21 protein-coding genes are annotated in these 23195 nt (G+C 59.3%); 1 reads left to right on the forward strand and 20 read right to left on the reverse strand.

Features of this window, described 5'->3' with window-relative positions:
* Positions 1 to 86: 86 nt before the first annotated feature.
* The 20 genes from ACFFSY_RS22775 to ACFFSY_RS22870 form a co-directional block, all read right to left on the reverse strand.
* A complete protein-coding gene (locus ACFFSY_RS22775) occupies positions 87 to 491 on the reverse strand; it encodes a YkvA family protein (protein WP_377498413.1) in 405 nt (134 codons plus the stop codon).
* A gap of 116 nt (positions 492 to 607) precedes the next feature.
* Complete coding sequence (locus ACFFSY_RS22780; RefSeq protein WP_377498415.1) at positions 608 to 1381, reverse strand: SDR family oxidoreductase; 774 nt, start codon at positions 1379 to 1381, stop codon at positions 608 to 610.
* An 86-nt stretch (positions 1382 to 1467) separates the two neighbouring features.
* The gene (locus ACFFSY_RS22785) at positions 1468 to 2430 is read right to left on the reverse strand and encodes an AraC family transcriptional regulator (RefSeq protein ID WP_377498417.1); all 963 of its coding nucleotides are present in this window, start codon (positions 2428 to 2430) and stop codon (positions 1468 to 1470) included.
* 76 nt (positions 2431 to 2506) lie between these two features.
* Positions 2507 to 3598 (reverse strand): Gfo/Idh/MocA family protein, encoded by a 1092-nt coding sequence (locus ACFFSY_RS22790; protein WP_377498419.1) that lies wholly within the window; start codon positions 3596 to 3598, stop codon positions 2507 to 2509.
* A 180-nt stretch (positions 3599 to 3778) separates the two neighbouring features.
* Positions 3779 to 4948 (reverse strand): Gfo/Idh/MocA family protein, encoded by a 1170-nt coding sequence (locus ACFFSY_RS22795; protein WP_377498421.1) that lies wholly within the window; start codon positions 4946 to 4948, stop codon positions 3779 to 3781.
* Positions 4945 to 5850: a sugar phosphate isomerase/epimerase family protein gene (locus tag ACFFSY_RS22800; RefSeq protein WP_377498476.1), complete on the reverse strand. Its 906-nt coding sequence runs from the start codon at positions 5848 to 5850 to the stop codon at positions 4945 to 4947. Before ACFFSY_RS22800 ends, ACFFSY_RS22795 begins: the two co-directional genes overlap by 4 nt.
* A 17-nt stretch (positions 5851 to 5867) precedes the next feature.
* Entirely contained in the window at positions 5868 to 6920 is a 1053-nt protein-coding gene (uxuA, locus tag ACFFSY_RS22805) for a mannonate dehydratase (RefSeq protein WP_377498423.1), read from the reverse strand.
* 364 nt (positions 6921 to 7284) lie between these two features.
* Complete coding sequence (locus tag ACFFSY_RS22810; protein WP_377498425.1) at positions 7285 to 7767, reverse strand: hypothetical protein; 483 nt, start codon at positions 7765 to 7767, stop codon at positions 7285 to 7287.
* Positions 7768 to 7814: 47 nt separating this feature from the next.
* Positions 7815 to 8240, reverse strand: coding sequence for a hypothetical protein (locus tag ACFFSY_RS22815; RefSeq protein WP_377498427.1), 426 nt, complete (start codon positions 8238 to 8240; stop codon positions 7815 to 7817).
* On the reverse strand, positions 8237 to 8383 hold the full coding sequence (locus ACFFSY_RS22820; protein WP_377498429.1) for a hypothetical protein: 147 nt from the start codon (positions 8381 to 8383) through the stop codon (positions 8237 to 8239). Before ACFFSY_RS22820 ends, ACFFSY_RS22815 begins: the two co-directional genes overlap by 4 nt.
* Before the next feature lie 31 nt (positions 8384 to 8414).
* On the reverse strand, positions 8415 to 8564 hold the full coding sequence (locus tag ACFFSY_RS22825; protein WP_187434543.1) for a hypothetical protein: 150 nt from the start codon (positions 8562 to 8564) through the stop codon (positions 8415 to 8417).
* A gap of 34 nt (positions 8565 to 8598) precedes the next feature.
* Positions 8599 to 9495: a hypothetical protein gene (locus ACFFSY_RS22830; protein WP_377498431.1), complete on the reverse strand. Its 897-nt coding sequence runs from the start codon at positions 9493 to 9495 to the stop codon at positions 8599 to 8601.
* 19 nt (positions 9496 to 9514) lie between these two features.
* Positions 9515 to 10447 (reverse strand): type II secretion system F family protein, encoded by a 933-nt coding sequence (locus ACFFSY_RS22835; protein ID WP_377498433.1) that lies wholly within the window; start codon positions 10445 to 10447, stop codon positions 9515 to 9517.
* Positions 10444 to 11829, reverse strand: a complete 1386-nt coding sequence (locus ACFFSY_RS22840) for an ATPase, T2SS/T4P/T4SS family (protein WP_377498435.1) — start codon at positions 11827 to 11829, stop codon at positions 10444 to 10446. Before ACFFSY_RS22840 ends, ACFFSY_RS22835 begins: the two co-directional genes overlap by 4 nt.
* Positions 11826 to 12668 (reverse strand): CpaE/TadZ family protein, encoded by an 843-nt coding sequence (locus tag ACFFSY_RS22845; RefSeq protein WP_377498437.1) that lies wholly within the window; start codon positions 12666 to 12668, stop codon positions 11826 to 11828. Before ACFFSY_RS22845 ends, ACFFSY_RS22840 begins: the two co-directional genes overlap by 4 nt.
* Positions 12665 to 13384 (reverse strand): SAF domain-containing protein, encoded by a 720-nt coding sequence (locus ACFFSY_RS22850; RefSeq protein WP_377498439.1) that lies wholly within the window; start codon positions 13382 to 13384, stop codon positions 12665 to 12667. Before ACFFSY_RS22850 ends, ACFFSY_RS22845 begins: the two co-directional genes overlap by 4 nt.
* Before the next feature lie 195 nt (positions 13385 to 13579).
* On the reverse strand, positions 13580 to 14173 hold the full coding sequence (locus tag ACFFSY_RS22855) for a TetR/AcrR family transcriptional regulator (RefSeq protein WP_377498441.1): 594 nt from the start codon (positions 14171 to 14173) through the stop codon (positions 13580 to 13582).
* Between the two features lie 71 nt (positions 14174 to 14244).
* A complete protein-coding gene (locus ACFFSY_RS22860; RefSeq protein WP_377498443.1) occupies positions 14245 to 15402 on the reverse strand; it encodes a YhgE/Pip domain-containing protein in 1158 nt (385 codons plus the stop codon).
* Between the two features lie 290 nt (positions 15403 to 15692).
* Positions 15693 to 17237 (reverse strand): S-layer homology domain-containing protein, encoded by a 1545-nt coding sequence (locus ACFFSY_RS22865; RefSeq protein ID WP_377498445.1) that lies wholly within the window; start codon positions 17235 to 17237, stop codon positions 15693 to 15695.
* An 82-nt stretch (positions 17238 to 17319) separates the two neighbouring features.
* On the reverse strand, positions 17320 to 21273 hold the full coding sequence (locus tag ACFFSY_RS22870) for a bifunctional 2',3'-cyclic-nucleotide 2'-phosphodiesterase/3'-nucleotidase (RefSeq protein ID WP_377498447.1): 3954 nt from the start codon (positions 21271 to 21273) through the stop codon (positions 17320 to 17322).
* 1201 nt (positions 21274 to 22474) lie between these two features.
* Here ACFFSY_RS22870 and ACFFSY_RS22875 point away from each other — a divergent pair.
* Positions 22475 to 23131: a hypothetical protein gene (locus tag ACFFSY_RS22875; RefSeq protein WP_377498449.1), complete on the forward strand. Its 657-nt coding sequence runs from the start codon at positions 22475 to 22477 to the stop codon at positions 23129 to 23131.
* The last annotated feature ends 64 nt before the right edge of the window (positions 23132 to 23195 follow it).

Genomic DNA, 23195 nt, shown 5'->3' on the forward strand with positions numbered 1-23195 from the left:
CTCTTAAGTGCTGCTTAATTCTTTTTTTCAAAGTGTCCTTGACTAAGGGTCCAGATTACTGGGCCGCTCGCACGATGCATCGTTGTTTATTTGTCGAAGAACGCTTCCGCCCTCTCGCGGTGATGCTCCTTCACGTTGCTGCCAAGCGCCTTCACCGCCGCCGCGATAATCGCCAGATCATCCGTCAGCCCCAGGCCGACCAGGACGTCGGGGACCGTGTCGACCGGCAAGATGAAATAGGCCAATGCCGAGAACGCGATCCCTTTGGCATACAACGGGGTCTTGCTGTCGATCGCCGTATAATACATCGCGACGGCGTCCTTGGCGAAGGGCACCCTGCCGGCGAACCGTTTCATCTTCTGAAAAAAGCCCTTCCGGACGTACCGCTCCTGCTTCGGATCGTACGACATCCGAAGCTCTGGGGCTCCGGTTCCCTCGACCGCCTGGGATTCGTCCCTAGCGGACGGCTCGATTGCGTGCTGCGTGCTCATCGGCAAAACCTCCCCGTGACATTGCTAGAATCGTAAATGAGCTATAACGTTTCTTACCTCATTTACGACGCGGCTCAATCGCAGGTTTCTTGGAAGGTCGAGGAAGAGGCGCGGCGCTAAATCGTCATGGCGCCGAACCCGCCGTCCACGCGGATGAGCGAGCCCGTCACGAAGCCGGAAGCCGCCTCGGAGGCGAGCCAGACGACGGCCCCCTGCAGCTCCTTCGGGTCGCCGAACCGGTTCATCGGCGTATGGCGCATGATGCTCTCGATCCGTTCAGGCGAGAGGATCGCGCGATTCTGTTCAGCCGGGAAAAAGCCGGGAATGATCGCGTTGACGCGGATGCCGTGCGGCGCGAGCTCCCGGGCAAGAAATTGCGTCATGCCATTCACGGCGTGCTTGGAAGCGGAATATGCAAAGACGCGGGAGAGCGGCGGCGCGGACGACACCGAGCTGATCGTAATAATGCTCCCTCCGCGGCCGGCTTCGATCATCGCCTCTCCGAATACCTGGCAGGCCAGCATGACGCTCTTGGCGTTCACGTCCATGATCCGGTCCCATTCGTCCTCCCCGATCTCGAAAAACGGCGTCGCGCTGTTCGTCCCTGCCGCGTGCAGCACGATGTCGGGCGTCCCACGCCATGCCTGGATTTCCTCGAGCGCCCGGAGCAAATCCCCTTTGCTCGTGACATCCGCCTGAAACAACCGTCCGCGGTCATCCTCCAGCATATGCCGGAGCGAAGGTTCCGCTTTGGCGGTATCGCGCGCGACGAGCGCCAAGTCCGCGCCATGCTCGCGCAGCGCCTCCGCCATCACGCGGCCGAGCGTGCTGCCCGCGCCTAGAATTACGGCCGTGCGGCCGCTCAAATCGAATAGCTGGCTTGCCGCCATGCTTCGTGCCTCCTTAAGTATCGGTCCAAACGCGAAATAAAGCCGATGACGCGCGAACGATTGGCATGGACGACACGCGGGGCGCGTTACGCCTCCCGGCTTGCGGAGAGACCGCCGCGAATCGCCATGCCTTTGCGGTATTGCTCCGGCGTCTGGCCTTCCGCCGCTTTGAACAGCCTGCTGAAATGCGCCAAATGCTGAAATCCGACCGTGCGGCAGACGTCCGACACGCTCCGGTTCGGTTCGAGCCGGAACAGCATTTTGGCCTGGTTCAGCCGGCGGTTGTAGAGATATTTGAAGACGGTCGTGCCCGTCACTTCTTTGAACAGATGAGATAAATACGGTTTGGTCAGATGCAGCGCGCCCGCGATCGTATCGAGCGTCAGCTCTCTGGCGTAGTTCTCCTCAATATAAGAAACGACCGATTGCACATGGCGTTCCTTGAGCGAATCGTGCTCCTGCTGGATCGTCGGACTGTCGCACCACTCCCGAACAAGCGCCAACACGTCGAGAAAGCGGAAGGTGAATCGGTCGGCTCCCGCTCCCGCCGCCGCTCCGTCCGCCCTGCGCGTTCGGTAAAGCGCGTACAGCTGGGCGAGCAGCGCTTCGAACTCGGCTTGCTGCTCCGCGCTGAGCGACAACCGGATATTGCGCAGCTCCTCGAAGGGCTGCAGCATATGCGCCGCCGCATCGGGACGCAGAAGTTTGCCGATCATCGCCGGCTCGAAGTGGAGGATCGACCGGATGTACGGCTGATGCGGCGACGGGTTGGAGCAGTGCAGCGTCATGCCGTGCATAAGAATCAAGTCGCCGGGCTTGAGCGCGATCAGCTTGTCGCCGATCAAATAGGTGCACTCGCCGCCTTGAAAATAGTAGATCTCATAGAACGGGTGCGAATGAAACTGCGCTCCCGCCATCGGGGCTTCGTTGCGGTACAGCATCTCGACGGGCGACAGCCATTGGGATTGATGGACCGGTGCCGGCACGCAGGCTTCCTCCAGTTCGAACGACGCTTGCACATAGGATGCCGGCGCCTCGTTTTCTCCCATTCTACCATGGCCGCCGTGGGACAGAACAGCAGAGGTCTGGGCCGAGTCGGAAGCCGTAGCTGGACCTTCCGGCGCGTTAACGGACGATTACCGCCTGCCGCTGCGCCTGCACGCACAGTTCGCCCGCCTTGAACGCGTGCGTCTGCGTCATCGCCCGCTCCGTGCGATGCAGACAGTCGAGAATGAGCTCGCCGAAGAACGGATAGCCGATCTGACCGCCTACCTGCAAATGATGCTCACCCTCATGATTAACGAGGTAAACGTGGTCCCCCCGCTTGTCGCGGGCGATGTCGATGTATTTGCGCAGCTCGATGTAGCCGTCCGTGCCGAGAATGACGGTCCGCCCGTCTCCCCAGGTGCCTAGACCATTCGGGGTCAGCCAATCGACGCGGAAGTAATTCGTCGCCCCGTTGTCGCCGACCAACGTCGCATCGCCGAAATCCTCCAGCTCCGGGTAATCCGGATTGCGGTAATTCCCCACCTTGCTATGCAGCACCTTCGCGTCCTGGCAGCCGGCGTAGAAGAGAAACTGCTCGATTTGATGACTGCCGATATCGCACAGAATGCCGCCGTACTGCGCCTTGTTGAAAAACCACTCCGGCCGCGAAGGCGCGTTCAGCCGGTGTGGACCCGTACCGAGCACCTGCACCACTTGTCCGATCGCGCCTTCCTGCACGAGCTTGCCTGCGTAGACGGCGCTCTCCACGTGGAGACGTTCGCTGTAATACACCATGTATTTGCGTCCCGTCTTGTCCGCTTGCGCCCGCGCCGACTCGACCTGCTCGAGCGTCGTGAACGGTGTCTTGTCGGTGAAATAGTCCTTCTCATGCGCCATGACCTGTATGCCGAGCGCCGCCCGCTCCGACGGCACCGCTGCCGCGGCGACCATCCTGACGGACGTATCTTCCAAGATGACCTCCGGCGATGACGCGACCTGTACGTTCGGGTACGCCTTCAGGAAAGCCGCCACTTTGGCGGGATCGGGGTCGTATACCCATTTGAGCGTACCGCCCGCCTCCAGCAGCCCGTTGCATTGGCCGTAAATATGCCCGTGGTCAAGCGCCATCGCCGCGAACGTGAATTCGCCTGGACCGCATACCGGCTCCGGCTTCTTCACTGCCACCGGCGCGTAATTCATGCCGTCCCCGCGTTCAAAGGATGAAGACATTAGGATATAGCTCCTCTCGTCGGCATCGCCGGGCGCATGCGCCCGGCCTCCGTTTTTGCGTCGCTTGACGACGCGTCTGAAATACCTCTATTCCGTACCGCGTGCCTCTCGGAGCGCGGTACCGTCACGATACGCGCTGCTCGGTCACACGTCGGTTGACAAGCTTAAGTAGCGAGTTGGTTAATACGTCCCCGTCAAATCTGCGGGCTTCGCGTTGCTCTCCGCCTTGCGGATGGTCGATGCTTCGATGCGCTTGTTCAGCTCCGCCTCGTGCAGCGCCTCGTCGAACGGCAGGTCGACCCAGCCATCGGTCCACGTGGACAGGTGCATCGCGTTCGAGATCGACAGGCCGTGAATGCCTTCCTCGCCCGGTGCGATGAGCGGCGCGCCATGCAGGATGGCGTCGGTGAAGTTCTGAATAATGCCCGGATGTCCGGTCGACGTGCCGTGAATCGGAATGTCCACCTTCCAGCACTCCGGCGTCGCGAACGATTCCGTGTTGCGGGCATTGAAGTCCGGCTCCGGCTCGCGCAGCCGCCAGAACGTCATCTCGTCGTTCTCGATGACGATTTTGCCCCGCGTGCCCGCGACTTCGAACCGGTTCGTGCCCGGCGCTTCGCCCGTGGTCGTAATGAACACGCCGGTCGCACCGTTCTCGTACTCGGCATAAGCGGTCACGTCGTCCTCCACCTCGATGCTGCGATGCTTGCCAAAATGACAGAACGCGCGAATCCGCGTCGGCATCATGCCAATCGTCCACTGCCACAAGTCGAGCTGATGCGGGCATTGGTTGATGAGCACGCCGCCGCCTTCGCCGCCCCATGTCGCGCGCCACGAGCCAGAATCATAGTAGGCTTGCGAACGGTACCAATTCGTGATGATCCAGTTCGTGCGGCGGATCTCGCCAAGCTCGCCGGAGGCGATCAGGTCGCGCAGCTTCCGGTACAGCGGGTTCGTCCGCTGGTTGTACACGATGCCGAATTTCAAGCCGGTCTTCGCGGCGGCTGCCGCCGCCTCGTTCATCTCCCGCACCTGCTTCGCATAAACGCCCGCCGGCTTCTCGATCAAGACATGCACGCCCTTGGCGAAGCCCTGGATCGCTTCCCGCGGATGATCGTAATGCGGCGTCGCCACAATAATCGCATCCGCGAGCCCCGAATCGAGCATCTGCTCCGCATTCTCGTAGACTGCGACGCCCGGCAATTGCTCGCGCGCCCAGTCCCGCTTCGCGGGCAGGCCGTCGCACACCGCTGTCAGCCGCGCGCCTTTGATTCTGCCTTCAATCAGGCTGCGGGCATGCCCCGCCCCCATATTACCAATGCCGATAATGCCGTAACGGACCTCCGTCATGATTGCAGCTCCTCCATCCATGCGCGCATTTGCTTGGCGTAGACGCCCAGCATCGTCTTCGTGTCGTAAGCTTGGCTGAAATCCTCCACGCCAAACCAGCCTTGATAACCAACAGCCTTCAAATCGGCGAGCACCTGCTTCCATGGCACGATGCCGCTGGCGACCGGCCGCCAGGAACAGGTGAACGGCAGCGCATTCAGCGGATCGGCCTCCGGACCGCCCTTGGCCGCGTTCAGGGCGTTCGGATGATCGGCCGCGGGGATCCAGACGGCGTTCTTCACGTGGACGTGCGCCAAATACGGACCGAGCAGCTCCATGCCCATACGGTAATTCTCGAATCCTTCATGCACCATATTGCCCGGGTCATAGAGCACGCCAATGTGTTCCGGGTTGAATCGGTTGACAAGCCGGTGGGCCAAAGACGCGCTCGGAGCAATCGTGAAGTGATGCGTCTCGACGACCGCTTTGACGCCATAATCCTTGGCAAGCGGCTCGACCTCGGACAAATAGCGAATCTCCTGCTCGAACAAGTCGTTGTAGTTCACCGTCCGGTTGTAGCCCGGCACGCCGACGCGCACCATCGATGCGCCAAGCCGCTTCGCAAGACGGAAGGTCTGCTCGGTGGCCTCCAGGTCGCCTGCCGCGATATATGGCGTCAGCGCGATCGCTTGCCGGCCGTGCCGGCGCGCGGCCTCCTCGAAGCGGCTGATCTCCTCCTCGTCCGCGCTCGGGGCGATCGTACACAGGTTGTTGCCCCAGAACGAAGGCTGCTGCGCACGGGTAGCCTCATCCGTCTCCTTGCAGCGCCACTCGATGCCTTCGATTCCGCTGGCCGCAGCCGCCTCGCACAACTGGTCCGGCGTCAAATCCGGCGTGGCTACCGTAAATATCGACAGCTTGATTCCATCGCTCACGCTCATCATCCTCTCGTCTTCGTTTTGTCCAGCGTCTCCCAAATGCCGTTCAAATACGTCGCCCCGAGCGCGCGGTCATACAGCCCGTACCCCGGTCTGCCCTGCTCGCCCCATATCATGCGCCCGTGGTCCGGCCGCAGCGGGCCGTCGAAGCCGCTCTCCCACAGCGCCTCCAGCACCCGGACCATGTCGATCGAGCCGTCGGATGAGCGGTGCGACGATTCCTGGAACGAACGCGGCCCGGTGCGCAGAATGTTGCGCGTGTGGGCGAAATGGATTTTCCCTTGGCCGCCGAACTCCCGGATGATCGCCAGCAGATCGTTATCCGCGTCCGCCCCGAGCGAGCCGGAGCAGAACGTCAGTCCGTTCGCCGGACTGTCGACGTGACGGAGCAGCCGCTCGATCTGCGCCCGGTTGCTCACGATGCGCGGCAAGCCGAAAATCGGCCATGGCGGATCGTCCGGATGGATGGCCATTCGGACGCCGGCTTCCTCCGCGACGGGAATGATCCGCTCCAGGAAATAGGCAAGGTTCTGCCACAAATCTTCCGCGGTGACGCCATTGTAGCTGTCGATCAGCTGCTGCATCTGATCCTTCGTGTAGCTCTCGTCCCAGCCAGGCAGCGACAAGTCGCCCTTCACCGGATCCATCAAAGCGATCGTCTCGTCTTCGAACGTCAGCGTCGTTGAGCCATCCGGCAGCCGGTACGCGAGCTGGGAACGCGTCCAGTCGAAGACGGGCATAAAGTTGTAGCAGATGACCGGCACGCCTTCCGCGCCGAGCCTGCGGATCGTTTGACTGTAATTATCGATGAGACGGTCGCGGGAAGGACGGCCGAGCTTGATGTCTTCGTGGACGGGAACGCTTTCAACGACGGCGAGCGCAAAGCCGTGCGACTCGACCGTTCGCTTTAGGGTGCGGATCGATTCAAGCGGCCACGCCTCGCCGACGGGCACATCGTACAGCGCGGTCACGATCCCGTGTATGCCCGGGATTTGGCGGATTGCGCCGAGAGTGACGGGGTCGGATTCACCGAACCACCGGAATGTCATTTTCATCGCGTTCGCTCCTTATTCTTGCGATATTGGCTTCTGTGCAGCGTATGTTCTCTATCGTCTTATCGATTGTAGCACCCGTTCCCGGTTAGCGGGTGACCGAGGAGGAAGATGCTTAACCTCAGTCAAATGAATGACTGTATTGGATGCTGAGAGTCAACTCGGATGAGAGTTGGCCGGCTCGCGAGATCGGGGGAATTATTGTGAAATGGTCCAGCTCATGATGAGGTAGGACCTTGGCTATGTGACAAAAAAAGAGCCGGGCAGGTCTGTCCTGCACGACTCTTCACTTACGTTCGGGCGAGCTGCCCTCGTTCAAAATCTCTTGCGCGGGGGATGGTCGTCAACATGACGAGCAGCAGGTCTATTATCCAACCAATTCAGCCGTTCCCTTCACCACCCACTCCACCGGTGGCATGACCGTGAATACGCGCGGATACTTCATCCGAATCATGAGCACGACGCCGGGGCGATCCAGCGTCACCTCATAGTCGTATGCCGGATTGCGGTACGTGTACGGGAACGCGACATCGTCGTTGATCACGCGAAAGACGAGAATCTCGACCCGCTCCCGCAAATAGCTGCCTGGAAGCGGATTGCCTTCTTCGTCCAGCTCCAAATTCGCCTGCAGGTAGAAGGCGGCTTCTTGAAGCGCCGCGTCTGGTTCGATGCGCAAGCGACCTGCCGCGAGCGCCACGGCGTCCACCTGCTGCGCGGCAGCGTGCGCGGCGCGGTTGACGGCATGCTTGCCGAGGTACAGCGCCTTCATCGACGATTCCTCGTCGACCTGGATCGCCTGCGCGTACATCCAGGACGCGAGCAACAACAGAATCCACAGCAGCTTATACAAGAATGAACGCCTCCTCCCTTATGCAAGCCGTCACCTGATCAGGTCGCTTATGGCACGTATTCGCTCATCTTCATGCCGCTCGCGCGAATACGCGAATCCCGCGAAGGAGGTGTCAGCCCGATCAGACGGTCAATCTCGAGCAGCCCTTCGAGCGGGTAGGTCGCCGTAAGCGAAAGTCCAACGCCTCGCGGAAGCGGCGATGCCGGATTCGTACCTTCCGCCCCGCTCGTCGCGGCGACCTCGAATTCGATCTCGCCAGGCGTTAGCCCGAATCGGGCAAGCCGGGTCCGCGACGCCTCCAGCATCGCCTGGTCGATGTAGCCATAGGTGCCGCTCGCGCCGATCTCCAGCAAATAATCCACCTCTTGCTGAAGCACCGCCTGGCGGACGATGAGCACATGCCGATAAATCGGCGAGAACATGCTCCAGCACATCGTCGCCGCGAACAGCACGAACACCAGGATCGACTTCACGGGCTCGTCCTTGCGACCGATTCGCTCATACGGCGCCCGGATTCCGCCAAACGCTCGTTCGTCCCCTCTTCTCCACCGGTCGTATTCATATATATTGTGACGACGACGATGATAAGCAGCATCGACATCAGCATGGCGCGCATTACGATAACCTCCTTTCTCAGACGTCTCCTCTTACGGGTTAATGGCGCCGATACGCGCGTTCGCCCCGTTGCCTTGCGTCTCGATCCGCGCCTGCGTGCCCGTCGAGTCGCTGGCGACAATACCGTTGAACAGCAGCACCACCACGACCAGCATCATGACCGTAATCAAAATGTTCCGCATTCCTTCCACCTCCCGAATCAGTGTAAGACTAGCCTCAATTCATGGCATCGAACAGCTTCTGCCCCTCGCGTACCCAAGGATAAATAAAAACTTGAAACGTGTACATGATCGGAATGCCCGCGAGCACGAACAGCACGTAAGAAGACGATTCCTTCCGGCTTTCCTTCGCCAGCTCCAGCTTCTCCTTGTAATCCTTGATCCGCTCGCGCAGCAGCTCGTAATATTGCTCGCTCTCATGCAGCCTCAGCGAATCGATCGTCTCGGCGAAGCTTAAGCCCTCCTCCGTGCCTAGTCGGAGCTTGAACCGCCGAATCGCACCTTCGGCATCGTGATACCATTCGCCGAGCAGCTGCTGGAGTTCTGCGCGCATCGTCTTCGTATAAGGCACGCAGCGCATTAGTTTCGCATGGATATGAAGCGACGAACCCGCTAAGTAGAGCAATTGATTGCTGACGATATAAATTTCGCCGGTCATCCGCTCCGCCCGAAGTCTTCGGAACATATCGAGCAGCGGCACATCCCACAGCAGCGTCAGAACGGAAGCCGCCAGCGCGGCCGGCAGCACGGCGGGCGGGACGGTCGCGCGAATCAGCGGTATCTGCGCGATGAAGTACACGCACCCGCCAAATAGGGGGACAAGCGCAAAATAAATTCGCCGAAGCAGCACGTACCAACCAGCGTCCCACATCATGCCGCAGCCAGCGAGCAGCCGTTCCCGCTCCTTGAATACCGCGTCTTCGCGCGTCAGCTTGGCCAACCGAAGCCAGGCTTCGGGCACCTGCCGGCTATTCAGCCGCGCCGCAAGCAAATGCACGAAACGCGGAGGCCTTGCCAGCGCCGCCCGCAGCGCGGCAAATGCGAACACGAAGCCGAGGGCGTATTGACCTGCCAGCGCTAGCCACATGACGATGCGCGCCATTCCGTCCGTCATCGTCCGTCACCTGCCTTCTTCATAGTTTCTTCCTCGACAGCCATAGTCCCATCAGGAACGAGACGAACATCAGCACGACCGCGTTCAAGATCATATCCCGGCCCTTCGGATCGCTTATATAGTACAAGTACGCATTCTCCGGGTTATAGCGGAAGTTGATGTACATGAATAAGGCCAGGAACAGTACGGGCGTGAAGTTCGCCATTCGAATTTCCAGCAGCTTATTGCGCTCCTGCTGGTTTGCCCGCCTGGCCCTGCGCATGTCGCCGATCAATTCTTTCAGGCTGTCCGTGATCGGGTACCCCTCCGCAAGACCCGCGCGCACGATCTGAATGAAATAATCGGCCCAAATGTGCCCTAGCGACGAAGCGAAGATACGCAAGCTGGCCTCGTCGTCGCCTCGTACGGACAAATTACGGTACAGCTGCTCGAAGACAAGCTGCATCGGGCCAAGCAGACGTTTCTCTTCCACGGTCCGATGCAGCGCCGCCCGGATATGGCGGCCGCCGTTCATCAGACAGCATTGATAGAACAGCTCTACGGCAGGAAGAAAATCGGCGCGCGTCTGCATTCGGCGGTGCATGAGCATCGTCCAAAGCAGCGTGTACGGCAGCGCGGTCAGCATGCCGGTCAGCAAGAGCGTGCCTTTCACGCCATGAAACAGCAGGATGCCGAACGCGAGACCGGCCGTGAATAGCAGCGCCGTGACGCCGAACACCGCTTCCGGCGCAATGCCGAGCGACAGCGCCTCCAGCATCTCATCCACGTGGCGGTACGGCCGCCGTGCTCGCCGAAGCTGCCGGACGAATCTGGCGCCCAGCTTGTTCTCGCGCCGGTACGCAAGCCGATTGTGAATGATGGAACGGGCAGACAACGCGTGGAGGACGATGCCCAGCAGAAGTCCTAATAGAAGAAACAAGAAGAGCCATAACAGGATCAGCTCGATGCTCACAGCCGCGCCTCCCCTTCCGCATCGGGGAAACTCGCCCCGTACTCGTCCAGACGACGCCGCGCGCGCTCGGAAGGCCGCGCCGGATACCGCCAGCTCCCTGCACGTTCGTCGAAAGCAGCCCAATCGCTCACGCGGACCGTACCTCCGTCATAGCCGATCTCCGCCAGTCGGGCCACCCTCCGCTTGCCCCCGGAGAGCCGCATCTCGATGCCGATCTGCGTCACGTATTCTGCGATCCGCTTCGTCAGCCGCTCCGGGTTCATCGCCCGTCCGTCCAGCATGCACATATCCGTAATCGCCTCGGGCACGTCCTCCAGCGCATTCGCATGCACGGTCGTCATACTCCCTTGATGCCCGCGCGTGCAAGCCCGCACGTAAATGTTCGCGTCTTCGTCCCGAATCTCGGCATGCACGATTCGTTCGGGCGATTGCCGCAGCGCGAGCTTGAACGCCTGGGACGCGCGATGAATCGCATCCTCCTCGTCCGTCTCGTATTCGACGGCGTTCTTGCCGGGAAAATCGCGCCGAAGCATCAACTCGTGCCTGCTCTCGATCGTAACGAGACGCTCTTCATCCGGCAGCTCGCCAATGAGCGATTTCATAAGATGCGTCTTGCCCGAGTTGGTCGGACCGATCAGCACGAGATTGAATCTCGCCTGCAGAACCGCGAGCAGCATCCGACGAACCGTATCATTCATCGTGCCGTACGCCGGGTCGCACAGCGACTGCAGATTGTATTGCCGCGCCGTGTAGAAACGCAATGTCAGCGTCGGCTGCGAGGTGAAGCCGAAGCCTGTCATCGTGACCCGCGTGCCGTCGCGCAGCATCACCTCCGCCCAGCGTTTGCGCGGATTGATGCGGTCGTTGTTGTACAGCACCAGATTCTGTTGGATGCGCTCTACCTCGCGCTCGGAGTCGAACGCATAATCGGAAAGCCGGCTAACGCCGCCGCGCACCTCAAAGATGCGTGTGCCGACGACCTGGATTTCTTCCAGTGCATGGCGATGCCGCAGCACCAGCTCCAGCACGCTCATCCCGATGACCTCCGCGAACAGCGCCTCGGCCAGCGAACCATAAGGATGAGCATAGCCAGCGATGTCATGGGCGCGCTGACGCAGCAGCCGATCGGCGATGACAGCCAATATTTGCTCCCGCTCTTCGGCGTAACCGAGCACGGCTCGGTTGAGACGCTCGTTGTACGCGCGTTTCTCCTCTTCCGTCTCGCCTCTAGGCATTGCCAAATACGTCCGCACATCTTCGGCCAGCCGCTCGAAATCCCGCTGCCCCCGCGCTTCCAGTTCCGAGCTGTTCTGCTCCTGCACGTCTTCCATCCGAAGCTGCGCGGAGAACGCCGCCGGCGAGAAGCGCTCCTGCCCCATCATGATAGACTCTTCCCGCTGCGGTGCGCGACGAGCCGCTTGTACCAAGGCTGCACGGTCATAACCGGCCGCCTCTTCAGCCCGTGTCTGGCTGCGAGGCTAGCCGCTTCGGCGGCCATGGCCAATCGCCCTTCCTCGTCGTGAGCCAGCCATTCGTCGATCTTCCCGCTATCCAGCGCCCCCATCAGCGACGGATTCGCTTTCAACTCCCCCATTAGAGACACTCCCATCTCTTTGCAAATATCTTTGGATTGGTAACCGCCGCTCATACCGGGCAAACGAATGACAAGCGCCTCGTATCCGTCGCCTGGAATGCCGAACAGCGGCGACAGCTGCTTCACCCATCGCTGACCGTCCTCTTGAAAGTGGGACAGCGCTGGCGTCGTGGCCAATACCCGCGTACGCGCGCAGCGCAACGTGCACACCGTGGCCGCATTATCCCAGTAGGCGCCGACATCCGCGATTACGACGTCGAATGCCGAGTGAGCGATCTCCAGCAGATGATCGATTTCCTCCGGCCGGTAAAACTCCGCCTGATCCCGCATCGTATTGCCGAACAGCACATAGAGCGGCGCGCCGCGCACCTGCAGCATCGATTGCGTCAGCTTGCCGGGCGTCAGCGACAAGCTTCGAAGTTCCGGCCTCAAATCATCGAGCGCCACGACCGGCCCGTCTATGCCGAGATACCGGTGAATCTTCGCGCTCTTCAAATTAAGGCACAAGTATCCGACGCGCCCTTGATAAGACTCCGCCAGCCGATAGGCGGCCGCGAAGGCCGCGAGCGTCGTCCCGATGTTCGGCGTTGTCCCGACGAATGCGGCAAGCGTGGATTTCGTGCTCATGGCTGCTCCTCCCGATTGCCTATTGCGAGCGATTCGGACGAGAACGCGATGACGAGCCTGCGCTCACCGGCTCGGCATAGCGCATCGAGCGCAAGCCACTGGGCCTCGGTCAAATTCAAGTTCACCGCGTCGATCGCGCCGTTCGCGCTGCGTCTTGCAGCATACATATTCTCTAGGTCTCCCTCCGCCATGGCGAACAGATGCGGATTGTCCGGATCGTCGATCTCGACGTTCGCCGACGTACGGACGGATGCCACGGTGACCGCTTCCGCGAACAATCGCCGCGATTCCGCCTCCTTGCCGGTGGTGTATAGAAACACCTTGTCCCCCGCGCGAACGCCGCTTGCCACGGAGAGGACGTACTCCTTCGGGATTTGGAAGGTGGATTCCGTCTTGCCGGGCATTAGCCGGTACCGGTCGAACTTCCACGCCAGCAGCGGCTCCCGCTGGCCGAGCGGAACGACCGACTCCATCCCGATCACCTCCCCGGCGTCCACAATCATGTCGGGCCGATAGGAGGCCTTGGCGATGGACAAAGACTCCACCATATCTGCCGTCACCTGTTCGCCCGCCGGGATGAAGCGCTTCGGCACGACGACGGCGACCGTCTCCTGAAAGCGGATTTGCCGCAGCTGCAGCATATAAATGCCGTAGACGAGCAGGGCGGACAGCGTCGCAGCGGTCAGCGCAATGGTCACATTTCGTTTTCTGTTCATAAGTCGCACCTCTTTCGTACGAAACGGCTCTACGCGAGAACAAAAAAAAGAACGCAGCCGGGCACATCGCCCTGCTTGCGTTCTTCGCATAGCCGTTCGCTATTTATCTCGTTGGAATTTGAATCCATCATAGCAGACAACACAACGACTGTCTATATATAGAACTCAAAATTTGTCATTATTTGTTCTTTCCTGCTAATCGCCGCCATATTCAAGCCCGCGCAGTACGTAGGCGATCGTATCCTCGATATCCGCCATCGGATCGCGCGGCTCGCCGCTTAGGATCGGCGTAAAATAGTTCCGCTGCTTATGGAATAAAATATTGCCCAGCACGGACATGAATGTATGGTCCAGCGAGCGGAATTGGTATACGCCCTTCTCTCTGCCTTCTCGGAGCAGCTCTCTCAGCTGGAGCCAGACCGGATTCGCATTGCGCCGAATAACCTCGATTCTAGGCGAATTGAGCGCGATCTCCTGATTCAGCACAATAATCATCTCCGGCTCTTCCTGCTGGAAAAGCATGACTTCGCGGATTATCGTTCGCAGCCCCTCGACCGGGTCATGCTGCGCATTGGCGAATTCCGCGATCCTCGCATGGGGGAAGAACGTCTCGAACAGCGCCTGAAACATATTCTCCTTACCACCGAAATGGTAGGATACGAGCGCGACGTTCGCGCCCGCTTCTTCGCAGATCTGCCGCACGCTCGTGCCCTCATAGCCTTGCTTCGCAAACAATCGCTTGGCCGCTATCAGCAGCCGCATCTTCACATCGGGTTCTTCTGCTCGCATTCCGCTCTCCTCCTGTTGCTAATATTATGGACGGACGGAGGTCAGATTGGCAAGCCGCTTGCGAGCGGGAATCAAGCCGCTTTCGCGGGCGCCACCTGAGGAGCCGGGCCTTTGCGAAGCGCCACTGCGCCCGCCCCGAGCAGCGCCGCCGCTGCCGCAATGAGGATCAAGCCGAGCACCGCGCCGCCTGCGCCCGGTCCGCCGAACAGCAAATCCATCAGTCCTTCCACCGCATACGTCGCCGGGAATGCGACGCTGATCGCGTGGTAGAAGTCCGGGAGCAGCTCGCGCGGCATCATCGCGCCCGAAGAGACGAGCTGAATCGATAGCATGATAATGTTAAACAGCATGCCGCCCATACCGAACAGCAGCAGGAACAGCTGGGCGAGGAACATGAAGGTCAGGACGAACAACGCCTGGAAGCCCCACATCGCCAGGAAGCCGTGGCTGGACTGGCCGCCGAGCGCAAGCACGAGCGAGGAGCCGACCAGCGATACGACGACCGCCGCGGCCACATTGATGATACAGCGGGCGGCGAAACGCTGCCAGCGACCGAAGGAGCCAGCCAGCATCATCGACGACTGCTGCAGATTCATGCCAAGCAGCATCGAGCCGACGTACGATGCAAGCACGAGCATCATCGGCACCATCTGGTTGTTCATCCCGTCAACGACGTTGGAGTACTGGATATTCGACGTGACGCGCTCCGACAGCGCGCTCGCAGCGCCCGCCGCCTGCTCGGCCGGGAATTTGGCCCCGGTCAGCACCGTCTGTACTCCCTGCGTCACAGCAACTTTGTTCACCGTCGACGTAATCTGAGCCGCCATGGAGTTCATGACGCTCTTGATCATCTGCGGATTCGATTCGTTAATGTAATAATGGATGGCGGCTTTGCCATCCTGCGACGATGCAGACTTGCTGAAATCCGCCGGAATCGTGACGACCATCTGCAGCTCCCGTTCGTTTAGCATGCTCGCCGCTTCTTCCTCCGTCGCAATAGACTGCGTCGTAACCGGCAGCGACTGCTTAAGCTGCTCCGCGATTTGCGGTCCCATCGTCGTATCGAGCGCCACGATGCCTACGTTCAATTGCTTCAGCCGCTCGGGATCGGACACGCCGCTATACCCCGTCATCCAGATCAGCGCGAAGATGACCTGGAACATGAGCGCCGTGACGATGCCCACTTTCGTCGTCGGCTTGCTTAAGAATGCTTTCAATACGTTCCCCATGCTTGCTACCACTCCTCTTTACAATCGCTTAAACATTCGTTTTAAACGACTGTTTTAAATGTCTGTTTACTACTATAGCGCTGGGCAGGTTGTCTTGTCAATCAAGTAACTAAGACCGCGAAGAAGAAACAACGCGCCCTTTCGGCGTGTGTCCGAGCGCCGCTTGCCGCTATGGCATCGCGGAAGCTTGACGGTTCTTGACTTCCTGCCGATCTATACAACTTGTCCCCGAAACAAAAACAAACCGCGGGTCATGCCCGCGGTTCATTACGCTGATAATCTAGCTCCACTTATGCCTCCGTCTTGTGCAGGAGGTTGTACAGCACTTGCGCCGCTTCTGCGCGAGAGGCTTGATTCCGAGGCGCGAAACGCCCGTCCTTGCTTCCGTTCATGAGACCGGACTTCACCGCGGTCTCGACGTCCTCGAGCGCCCACTTGCTGATGGAAGCCGCATCCGCGAAGGCGGATAGCTGTACTTGGCCGCCGGTTGCTTGGCCGCCTTGCTTCTCATGCACGCGGGCGATCATGACTGCCATTTCTTCGCGCGTGATCGTCTTGTTCGGCTCGAATTTGCCCGTGCCGGTGCCTTCAACCATGCCGCTCGCATACGCGGCCGCGACCGCGTCGGCATACCAGCTGCCCGTTTGGATGTCGCTGAACGGAGCAGGGCCGCTTGCTTCAAGCTTGAATTGTCTGACGACCATCGTCAGAAACTCGGCCCGCGTCACGGCCGCGTTCGGTCCGAATTTGTCCGCGGCGACACCTTCCACGACGTGCTTGGCCGTCAGCTCCTGCACGGCGCGCATAGCCCAGTGCGCCGCCGGAAGGTCGGCATAGTTCTTCGTGTACGAGAAAATGCCGTATTGGCTGAAATGCGAGACTTCCGCCGTAATCGCAGCGCCTTGCACGGTGCCGCCGATATATTCGGCCGTGCCGTTGCTCGCGATGTAGTAGATGCCCGAAAGGTCGGCATCCGCGCCGGCAGCCAGCTGAAGCTGCAGCTTGATCGGCTTGGCGAACGCCGTCAGCGGCTTCGACGAGCCGTCGGCCAGCACGACGCCGAGCGTCAGCTCCAACACTTGGCCCTGCGGCGCCATCTGCACGCCCGACCCCTGCGCCTTCGAGATCGCGGCGGCCGCTTCGCTGTTGGACAACTGTTTGACACCGAAGGAGATGGTAGCCTTGGCATCCGATCCGGCGAGCGATGCCAGCGCGCTCAACACTTCGGAAGGAATCGTAACCGTGCCGGAAGACAGCTTGATCGCGAGGGCATTGCTGCCCACGGTTTGACTCGCGCCAATCGGCAGGACGATCTGCGCGCCATCGATGGAAGCCTTGCTGGCATCGAGCGTCGCGACGCCGCTCACCGGAGCGCCGATGTCGGTCAGCTTGAACTCTGCTTTGCCGCCCCCCGCAGCCGGCGGCGGAGGCGTCGTACCGTTCGTCGGAGGAGGCGTATAACCGCCTCCGCTGGACTGAACGGTGAACGTGCTAGTCACAACCGCCGTGCCTAGACCTGCGACCACTTGATATTGATTGCCGGCCGAAGCCGTCGTCGGCAGCTTGAACGATACGCTATAGCGGCCGCCGGTCGGAACGGCAACATCATAGAACAAGACCGTCCGATCCGGGCTAATGACCTTGACGATCACTTCCGCGGCGTTCGTCGTACCGGAAATCGTCACGCTTGCGCCTGTAGTCGGATTCGAAATGGCATCGATCGTCGTGACCGTCGCCGCCGTTACTGCCGTATCGGCGTAAGCGGCAGCCGGCGCGGCGACCGGAAGGGCAAGCGTCAATGCCAAGGCTGTGCGAACAATCGCTTTGCTTCTCAACTTGTGTGGCTCCTTTCTGTTAGGCGGCCCGAACCGGCGGCAATCGCCTCACGGCTCGGACGCACTTGTCGCATGACCAGCTTTAAGGCGTTACCGGGGCTGGAACATTGATATTCGTGATGCGGCCTTTCAAACTGGACGTAATCGTCCCGCGGTTAAACGTCTTCAGCACGTAGTTATAGAACGCGTCGATATCCGTACCGCCGGCCGTTTGATTTTTGCCCTCCGGCAGTACTTTGTAGTTGTCGCCGCCAGCTGCCATGAAGTTGTTGACGACGACCGTGTATTCAGCCGTATCCGTAATCGGCGTTCCGTCTTCCTTCGTCAGCACGGTCACCCGCTCCGCGATCGGCTTGCTGAAATCGGCCGTGTACTTCAAGCCGGAGATTTGGAGCGTCTTCGTATCGGATGCTTTCTCGCCCCATTGCTGCTGCAGCAGCGTCTTCACCTGCGCGCCCGTCAGCGTCATCTTCACCAACTGGTTGCCGAACGGCTGAATCCGGAACAGGTCGGAGTATTTCACTTCGCCCTTCGGCAAGTCCGCGCGGATGCCGCCCGGATTCATGAACGCGAAGTCCGTCGACATGGCGTCCTTCATCGCATCGGCGATCAGGTTGCCCAGTTCGATTTCTTGATTGTACGCGTTCGCTTTCGCAATGATATTGTCCGTCTTTCCAACCGGCAGCGACAGCTCCGGATGACGGTCCAGCGCGGCTTGAACGAGGGCCGCAACTTGCGGATCCGGCGTCACGCCCGCTTGATTCACGTCGACGATGGTCGCTTCTTTCTTTACGATATCATGCGTGGCCGGATCGATCTCCAGGTTCACGTCGGCGAAAGCGGTGCCGTACGAATAGGCTTGGAACACCAGCTTGTTATCGACGGTCCCGTTCACTTTGGCATGGTTGTCTCCCGCGAAAATGACGTCGACCTCGTCGTCCACGGCATTGGCAAGATCGGCCGCTTCGCCCGTGATCGCCCCCGTCGTACTGTTCTGGGAAGCCGGGTCATGAGCGAGAACGACGATTGCTTTGACCCCCTTCGCCTTCAGCTCCTCGACGGCCTTGTTGACGACCGGCGCCTGCTCGACGATATTGACCGGCTCGAGCGCGGACGGCGACACTTTGCTCGGCGTCAGCATCGTGACGAGGCCGATGAAGCCGATTTGCTCGCCGCCGATTTCTTTGACGACATACGGCGCGATGAGCGGCTTGCCATCGACTTTCTTAATGACGTTGGCGCCTACGTAGTCGATATCCGTTCTCTCATAGACGATGGCGTTGTTGATCGGATCTGGTCCGCCGTTCAATTGGGCCAGCAGCGCGGGCACGCCTTGGTCGAATTCATGGTTGCCCAGCGTCGCGACGTCGAAATCGAGCAGCTTCAGGAAATCGAGCGTCGGCTTGTCCCGCTCGAGCGCCGACACCGGCGAGCTTGCGCCGACGGCATCGCCGTTATGGACCAGCAGCGTGTTGCTCGGGTTCAGCTGCTCCCGCTCTTTCAGCAATGTGGCCAGGTAAGACGCTCCGCCGAGCACGTTGCCGCCAGCCGTCGTGGAATAGTCCAGCTGTCCGTGGAAATCGTTAATGCCAAGCAGCTTGACCTTCACGTTGCCGGTCGGAGGAGGCGTCGTCCCGCCGCTTTTCAGGTCCAATTTGTAAATTTGGAAGCCCTTCTCGTCCGTCTTATCCGTAGCCGCAATGTTCGGATTGGCGGCCAGATAGTCCTTCGCGGAAGGCGAAGACGTGAAGGTGACGTTCACATTCGCATCGATCGGCGCGATCGACCAGTTCTTGTCCGCGGACGGATTGATCTCCTTCATCTCCGTAATGTAGTCCATCAGTACTTGACGATTCTCTTCCGCCGAATCCACGACGAGCGTCGAGCCTTTCACGCCTGGGAAGTTGCCGCCGCCGAAGACGCGATAGTTGTTGCTGACGACGATGAACTCTTGGTTCGGGTCAATCGCTTTGCCGTCATATTGCAAATTGATGATCCGGCTGGAAGTCGCATCGTTAACCGTGCCGTCCGTCTTGTACTTAGCCGGCTTCGTGACGTCGACCTGGTACGTGACGCCGTCGATGACATCGAAGTTGTACACCGGGAAGGACGAATTCAACAGTGCTTGCGCGTCGGTCTTGGTCGGGTCGATCTTATTGAACATGCCGGCCGACATCTCCAGCCATTCCTTCACGACAGAGCCCTTCACCTTGATCGCCTTCAACGTGTTGTCGTACAGATACAGGTCGCTGGCGCTCTTGATGGCCAGACCGCCTGCCTTAATGTCGGTGTACTCCGCCGGGCCGTTGCGTCCGGCCTTGAACGGCGCGCCGACGGAGAGGATCGGCAGATTTTTGTCCGGCGAGTTCTTCTCGTTCAGCGTCTTCTGGACGTACCACTTCTGTGCGGAGGTGACAATCTGTACGGATGGATCGTCCTGCACGAGCGCGAAGTAGCTGTAGATAGGCGCCTTCGTCGTGCCGATCGGCTGGTTCGCGTACACCTTCGTCGCCGCATGCTCGTCCTTGATCGCATTCACGATCGTCGCATCCGCGTCAACCAGCGGCTTTTTGCCTACGGTGTCGTAGATCGCCTTGGTCGAAGATTGCGAGTTCTTGACGACCCATTTGCCGTTCTGCTTGGTCAGCGTCAGGTCGATGATGCCCAGGTTGGCGCCGCCGAAGCCGGCTTGCACGGCCGCTACGCCGTTGATCGTGCCTTTGGCATTATCCACGCCTTCAACCGGCTTGCCATCCGCACCCTTGAAGAGCGCATCCAGCGCCGCATCGCTGGCAGCCGGGAATACTTTGTGCGTATGCGAGAACGTAATGGCGTCGATGCCGTCCACTTTACTCAGCGGGTAGATCGCGTCTTCGGCGCCGGTACTAGCCGTTGCCGCCTTGTTAAAACCGGAATGCGTCAGGGCGACGACGATGTCCGCGCCTTCGGCTTTCATTTGCGGCACGAATTTGTTCGCGGTATCCACGATATCCTTTGTAATGACTTTGCCTTCGAGATTCGCTTTATCCCAGTCCATGATTTGCGGCGTGACCAAGCCGAGGAAGCCGATCTTCACGGTCTGATTTTTGCCGCTCTCGTCGACGAACGTTTTCTCCATGATGACGTATGGCTTGAACTTGTTCTTGTCGTTGTCCGGATTCGCGTCATGGTCGTCCACATAGACGTTCGCGTTGACGTACGGGAAGGCTGCGTCGTCGATCGCTTCGTCGAGGAAGTCCAGCCCGTAGTTGAACTCGTGGTTGCCGAATGTCGCGATATCGTAGCCCATCAAGTTCATCGCTTTGTAAGCCGGGTGCACCTGCTTGTCCTGCAGCGGCGCGACTTTCGCCATATACGTTCCGAGCGGCGTGCCCTGCAGCAGATCGCCGTTGTCCACGAGCAGCGTATTCTTCGCTTCCTTGCGGGCTTCCTTCACGAGCGTGGCGGTTTTGACGAGTCCGACTGTATCCGCGGTCGCATCTTTATAGTAATCGTAGTTCATAAAGTTCGTATGGACGTCCGTCGTCTCCATGATCCGGACTTTCAGATCGGAGCCGCCGCCAGTGCCAGCCGTAATCGTCACCGGATCGGCGAGGTTGTTGCCAACGTCGGTCAATTTGCCGCTGTAGCCGTCCACGACGAACACTTTGATCGATAGGTTGCTGCCGGTCGTGTTGAAGTGGGCCGTCATTTTCTCGCTGCTCGTAATGTCGCGCGTCAGCGCGGCCATGCCGACCGGCGTCGTGCCGTCGAACAGTTCGAAAATCACCGTTTCCTCGCCAGCATGAGCGACCGCGGTCGGCGACACGATTACACTTGCCATCGTTCCGCTCGTCGTATCGAACGTCGGGCTCGTAATTGCGAAAGCCCGGTCGGCGTTGACGGCCACATCCGCGGCAGCCTGAGCCGTCACCGCTCCCAGTTCAAGTACCGTCTGCGCGCGCACCGGCGTCGTCACGTAAGGCGATGCCAAAAAACCGGCGAGAAGGGAAGCAGCCAGCGCGGACCGCGTCATTCTCTTCTGTATCCATCTCATTTCCTAGTAATCCACCTTTCGTATGATCTACAGGAAATATAACAGAAATATTGTAAAGCCCAATTTAAGAATTTGTTCAGAAGAAGTAAAGCCGCCTGTCCGCTGCGTCGACGCGATACGAGCCGCAAAGCAAGAGAACAAAAGGAACACTTGGGGTAACAAGGATATGAACATCGGTTCAAAAATGGCGATTTTGCAACCCATTCTAGGTTGATTAAGACCGTAAACGTTTAAAATCATGATAATGATGAGACCGATTCACACTTGCTTTCTCCGCGTTTAAACCTTTTGTAAATGCCCGATCTCTATCCAAAGCCGTTCATGCAAAGAATGCTCGAAACCATCCGTCGGAAGTCGCGCGCCCGATATCCCGCCTTAGTAAGCTCGCTTGAAGCGTCGTAGCTCCATTCCATCAATGACAATATTAGTGACACTGTCATCTCAACTACCCTCTTGCCTAACTAGGAACGATATGGCAAAATAAAATCCGTACGAAAGACCACCCCCGGTTTACCTTTGGTTCGCAACGTGAATGATCCCGGCAGCACACCCTCAGAACGAAGTTACCGTCAAGTTCATCCATCCGGTATTCCCACAATCGACTGCATATTGCGCTTCAGCACGACCTAATCATTTTTACCTGCAATCATGCGCATCTCGTTGCATCCCCCAGCTATGCCCGCGACTTCGCTTTCATCTTCTGGCTTCTCTTCCGTTCCACAAGAACGCCATTTTTCGAATCCCCCCTTATGCTAGATGCCCGAACAAGAGTCTGCACGAAACCCGTTAGGCTCCTTCAAATTATGTTTTCCTAATCACCGTACCGAAGTACCGAAGCACCGACAAATCGCGGTTCAATCCGTTCACCTTACGCAAGTGCTGGCAGCTGCTGCCGCTATCCGGCTCATGAGCCGTCTTCTTCGGCGAGTCGTTCGCCCCGCAAATCGCTAGGCGCGCATAACCATCCCGGAGCGTACCCGAAAAGTATCCGAGAGGATAATAGGTTCAGCCGCGCTCGAATGCTACCATAAGTTCAGCGATCGAAGGCGATGCGCAAGCACCCTCTCCCCGCTGGACGATCCCTCCTCGAAAATCAGTGGCTGTTCTTGCTCGGTTCGGGCGGCGTTGTCGCCTCTTGGCCATGAAGCAGGAGCGTACCAATGATTCATAAAACTTCATTGAGAAAAGGAATGATCCCCCCATGAAAAAAGTTACCCCGATGTTGACCGCGCTTCTCCTTGCTTCCGCCATCGCCCTTCCGGCCGCTTCCGCCGCAAGCGAAGCCGCCCCCGCCACTGCTCCGGCCAAGCAAGTCGCCACGAAGCTGCTAACCGATGGCGCGTTCGCCGCGCTTCAAGTCGGCAATAAAGTATACGTCCATGACGAGAAGGGCCAGCTGTTCCAGACGAACGGCAAACTCCATAACGGCACGCTGAAGGATCTGTTCGTGGTCGATTACGGCCCGATGCAGGTGCCGATGGTCGTCGTCCAGAACAAAGGCGAGCTGCTCGTGTTCAGCGACCTGTGGCCGGAATTCGCGAAAGGCAAAGAAAATAACAATATCGAAGAATACTTCTGCGGCCGCATTTTGACTAAAGCCGCCAATAAATACGTCACGCGGACGGGTCATCACTTCGCCCAGCAAGTCGGCGACAAAGTCGAAATCTATACGGCCAACGATTTCGGCGATCTGAAGAAAGGCCATCACAAATCGTTCGAGGTGACGGGCAAACTGAGAGGTCTTCTCCTGTTCGACTGCTGCCCGTATGCGGTAATCGAGAACGCGGACGGCACGCTGGGCGTGTATCATGCCGGGGAGAACGGTCCGGTACAGATTACGACGGTGAACCTGTCCTAGCAGCAATGTCTATCGGATAAGAAAAAGGATCGGAAGCCGGGCTTCCGATCCTTTTTGGTCGCTA

Origin of the sequence: Paenibacillus aurantiacus (genome assembly GCF_042431225.1) — a bacterium.
GTDB classification, from domain to species: domain Bacteria; phylum Bacillota; class Bacilli; order Paenibacillales; family Paenibacillaceae; genus Paenibacillus_Z; species Paenibacillus_Z aurantiacus.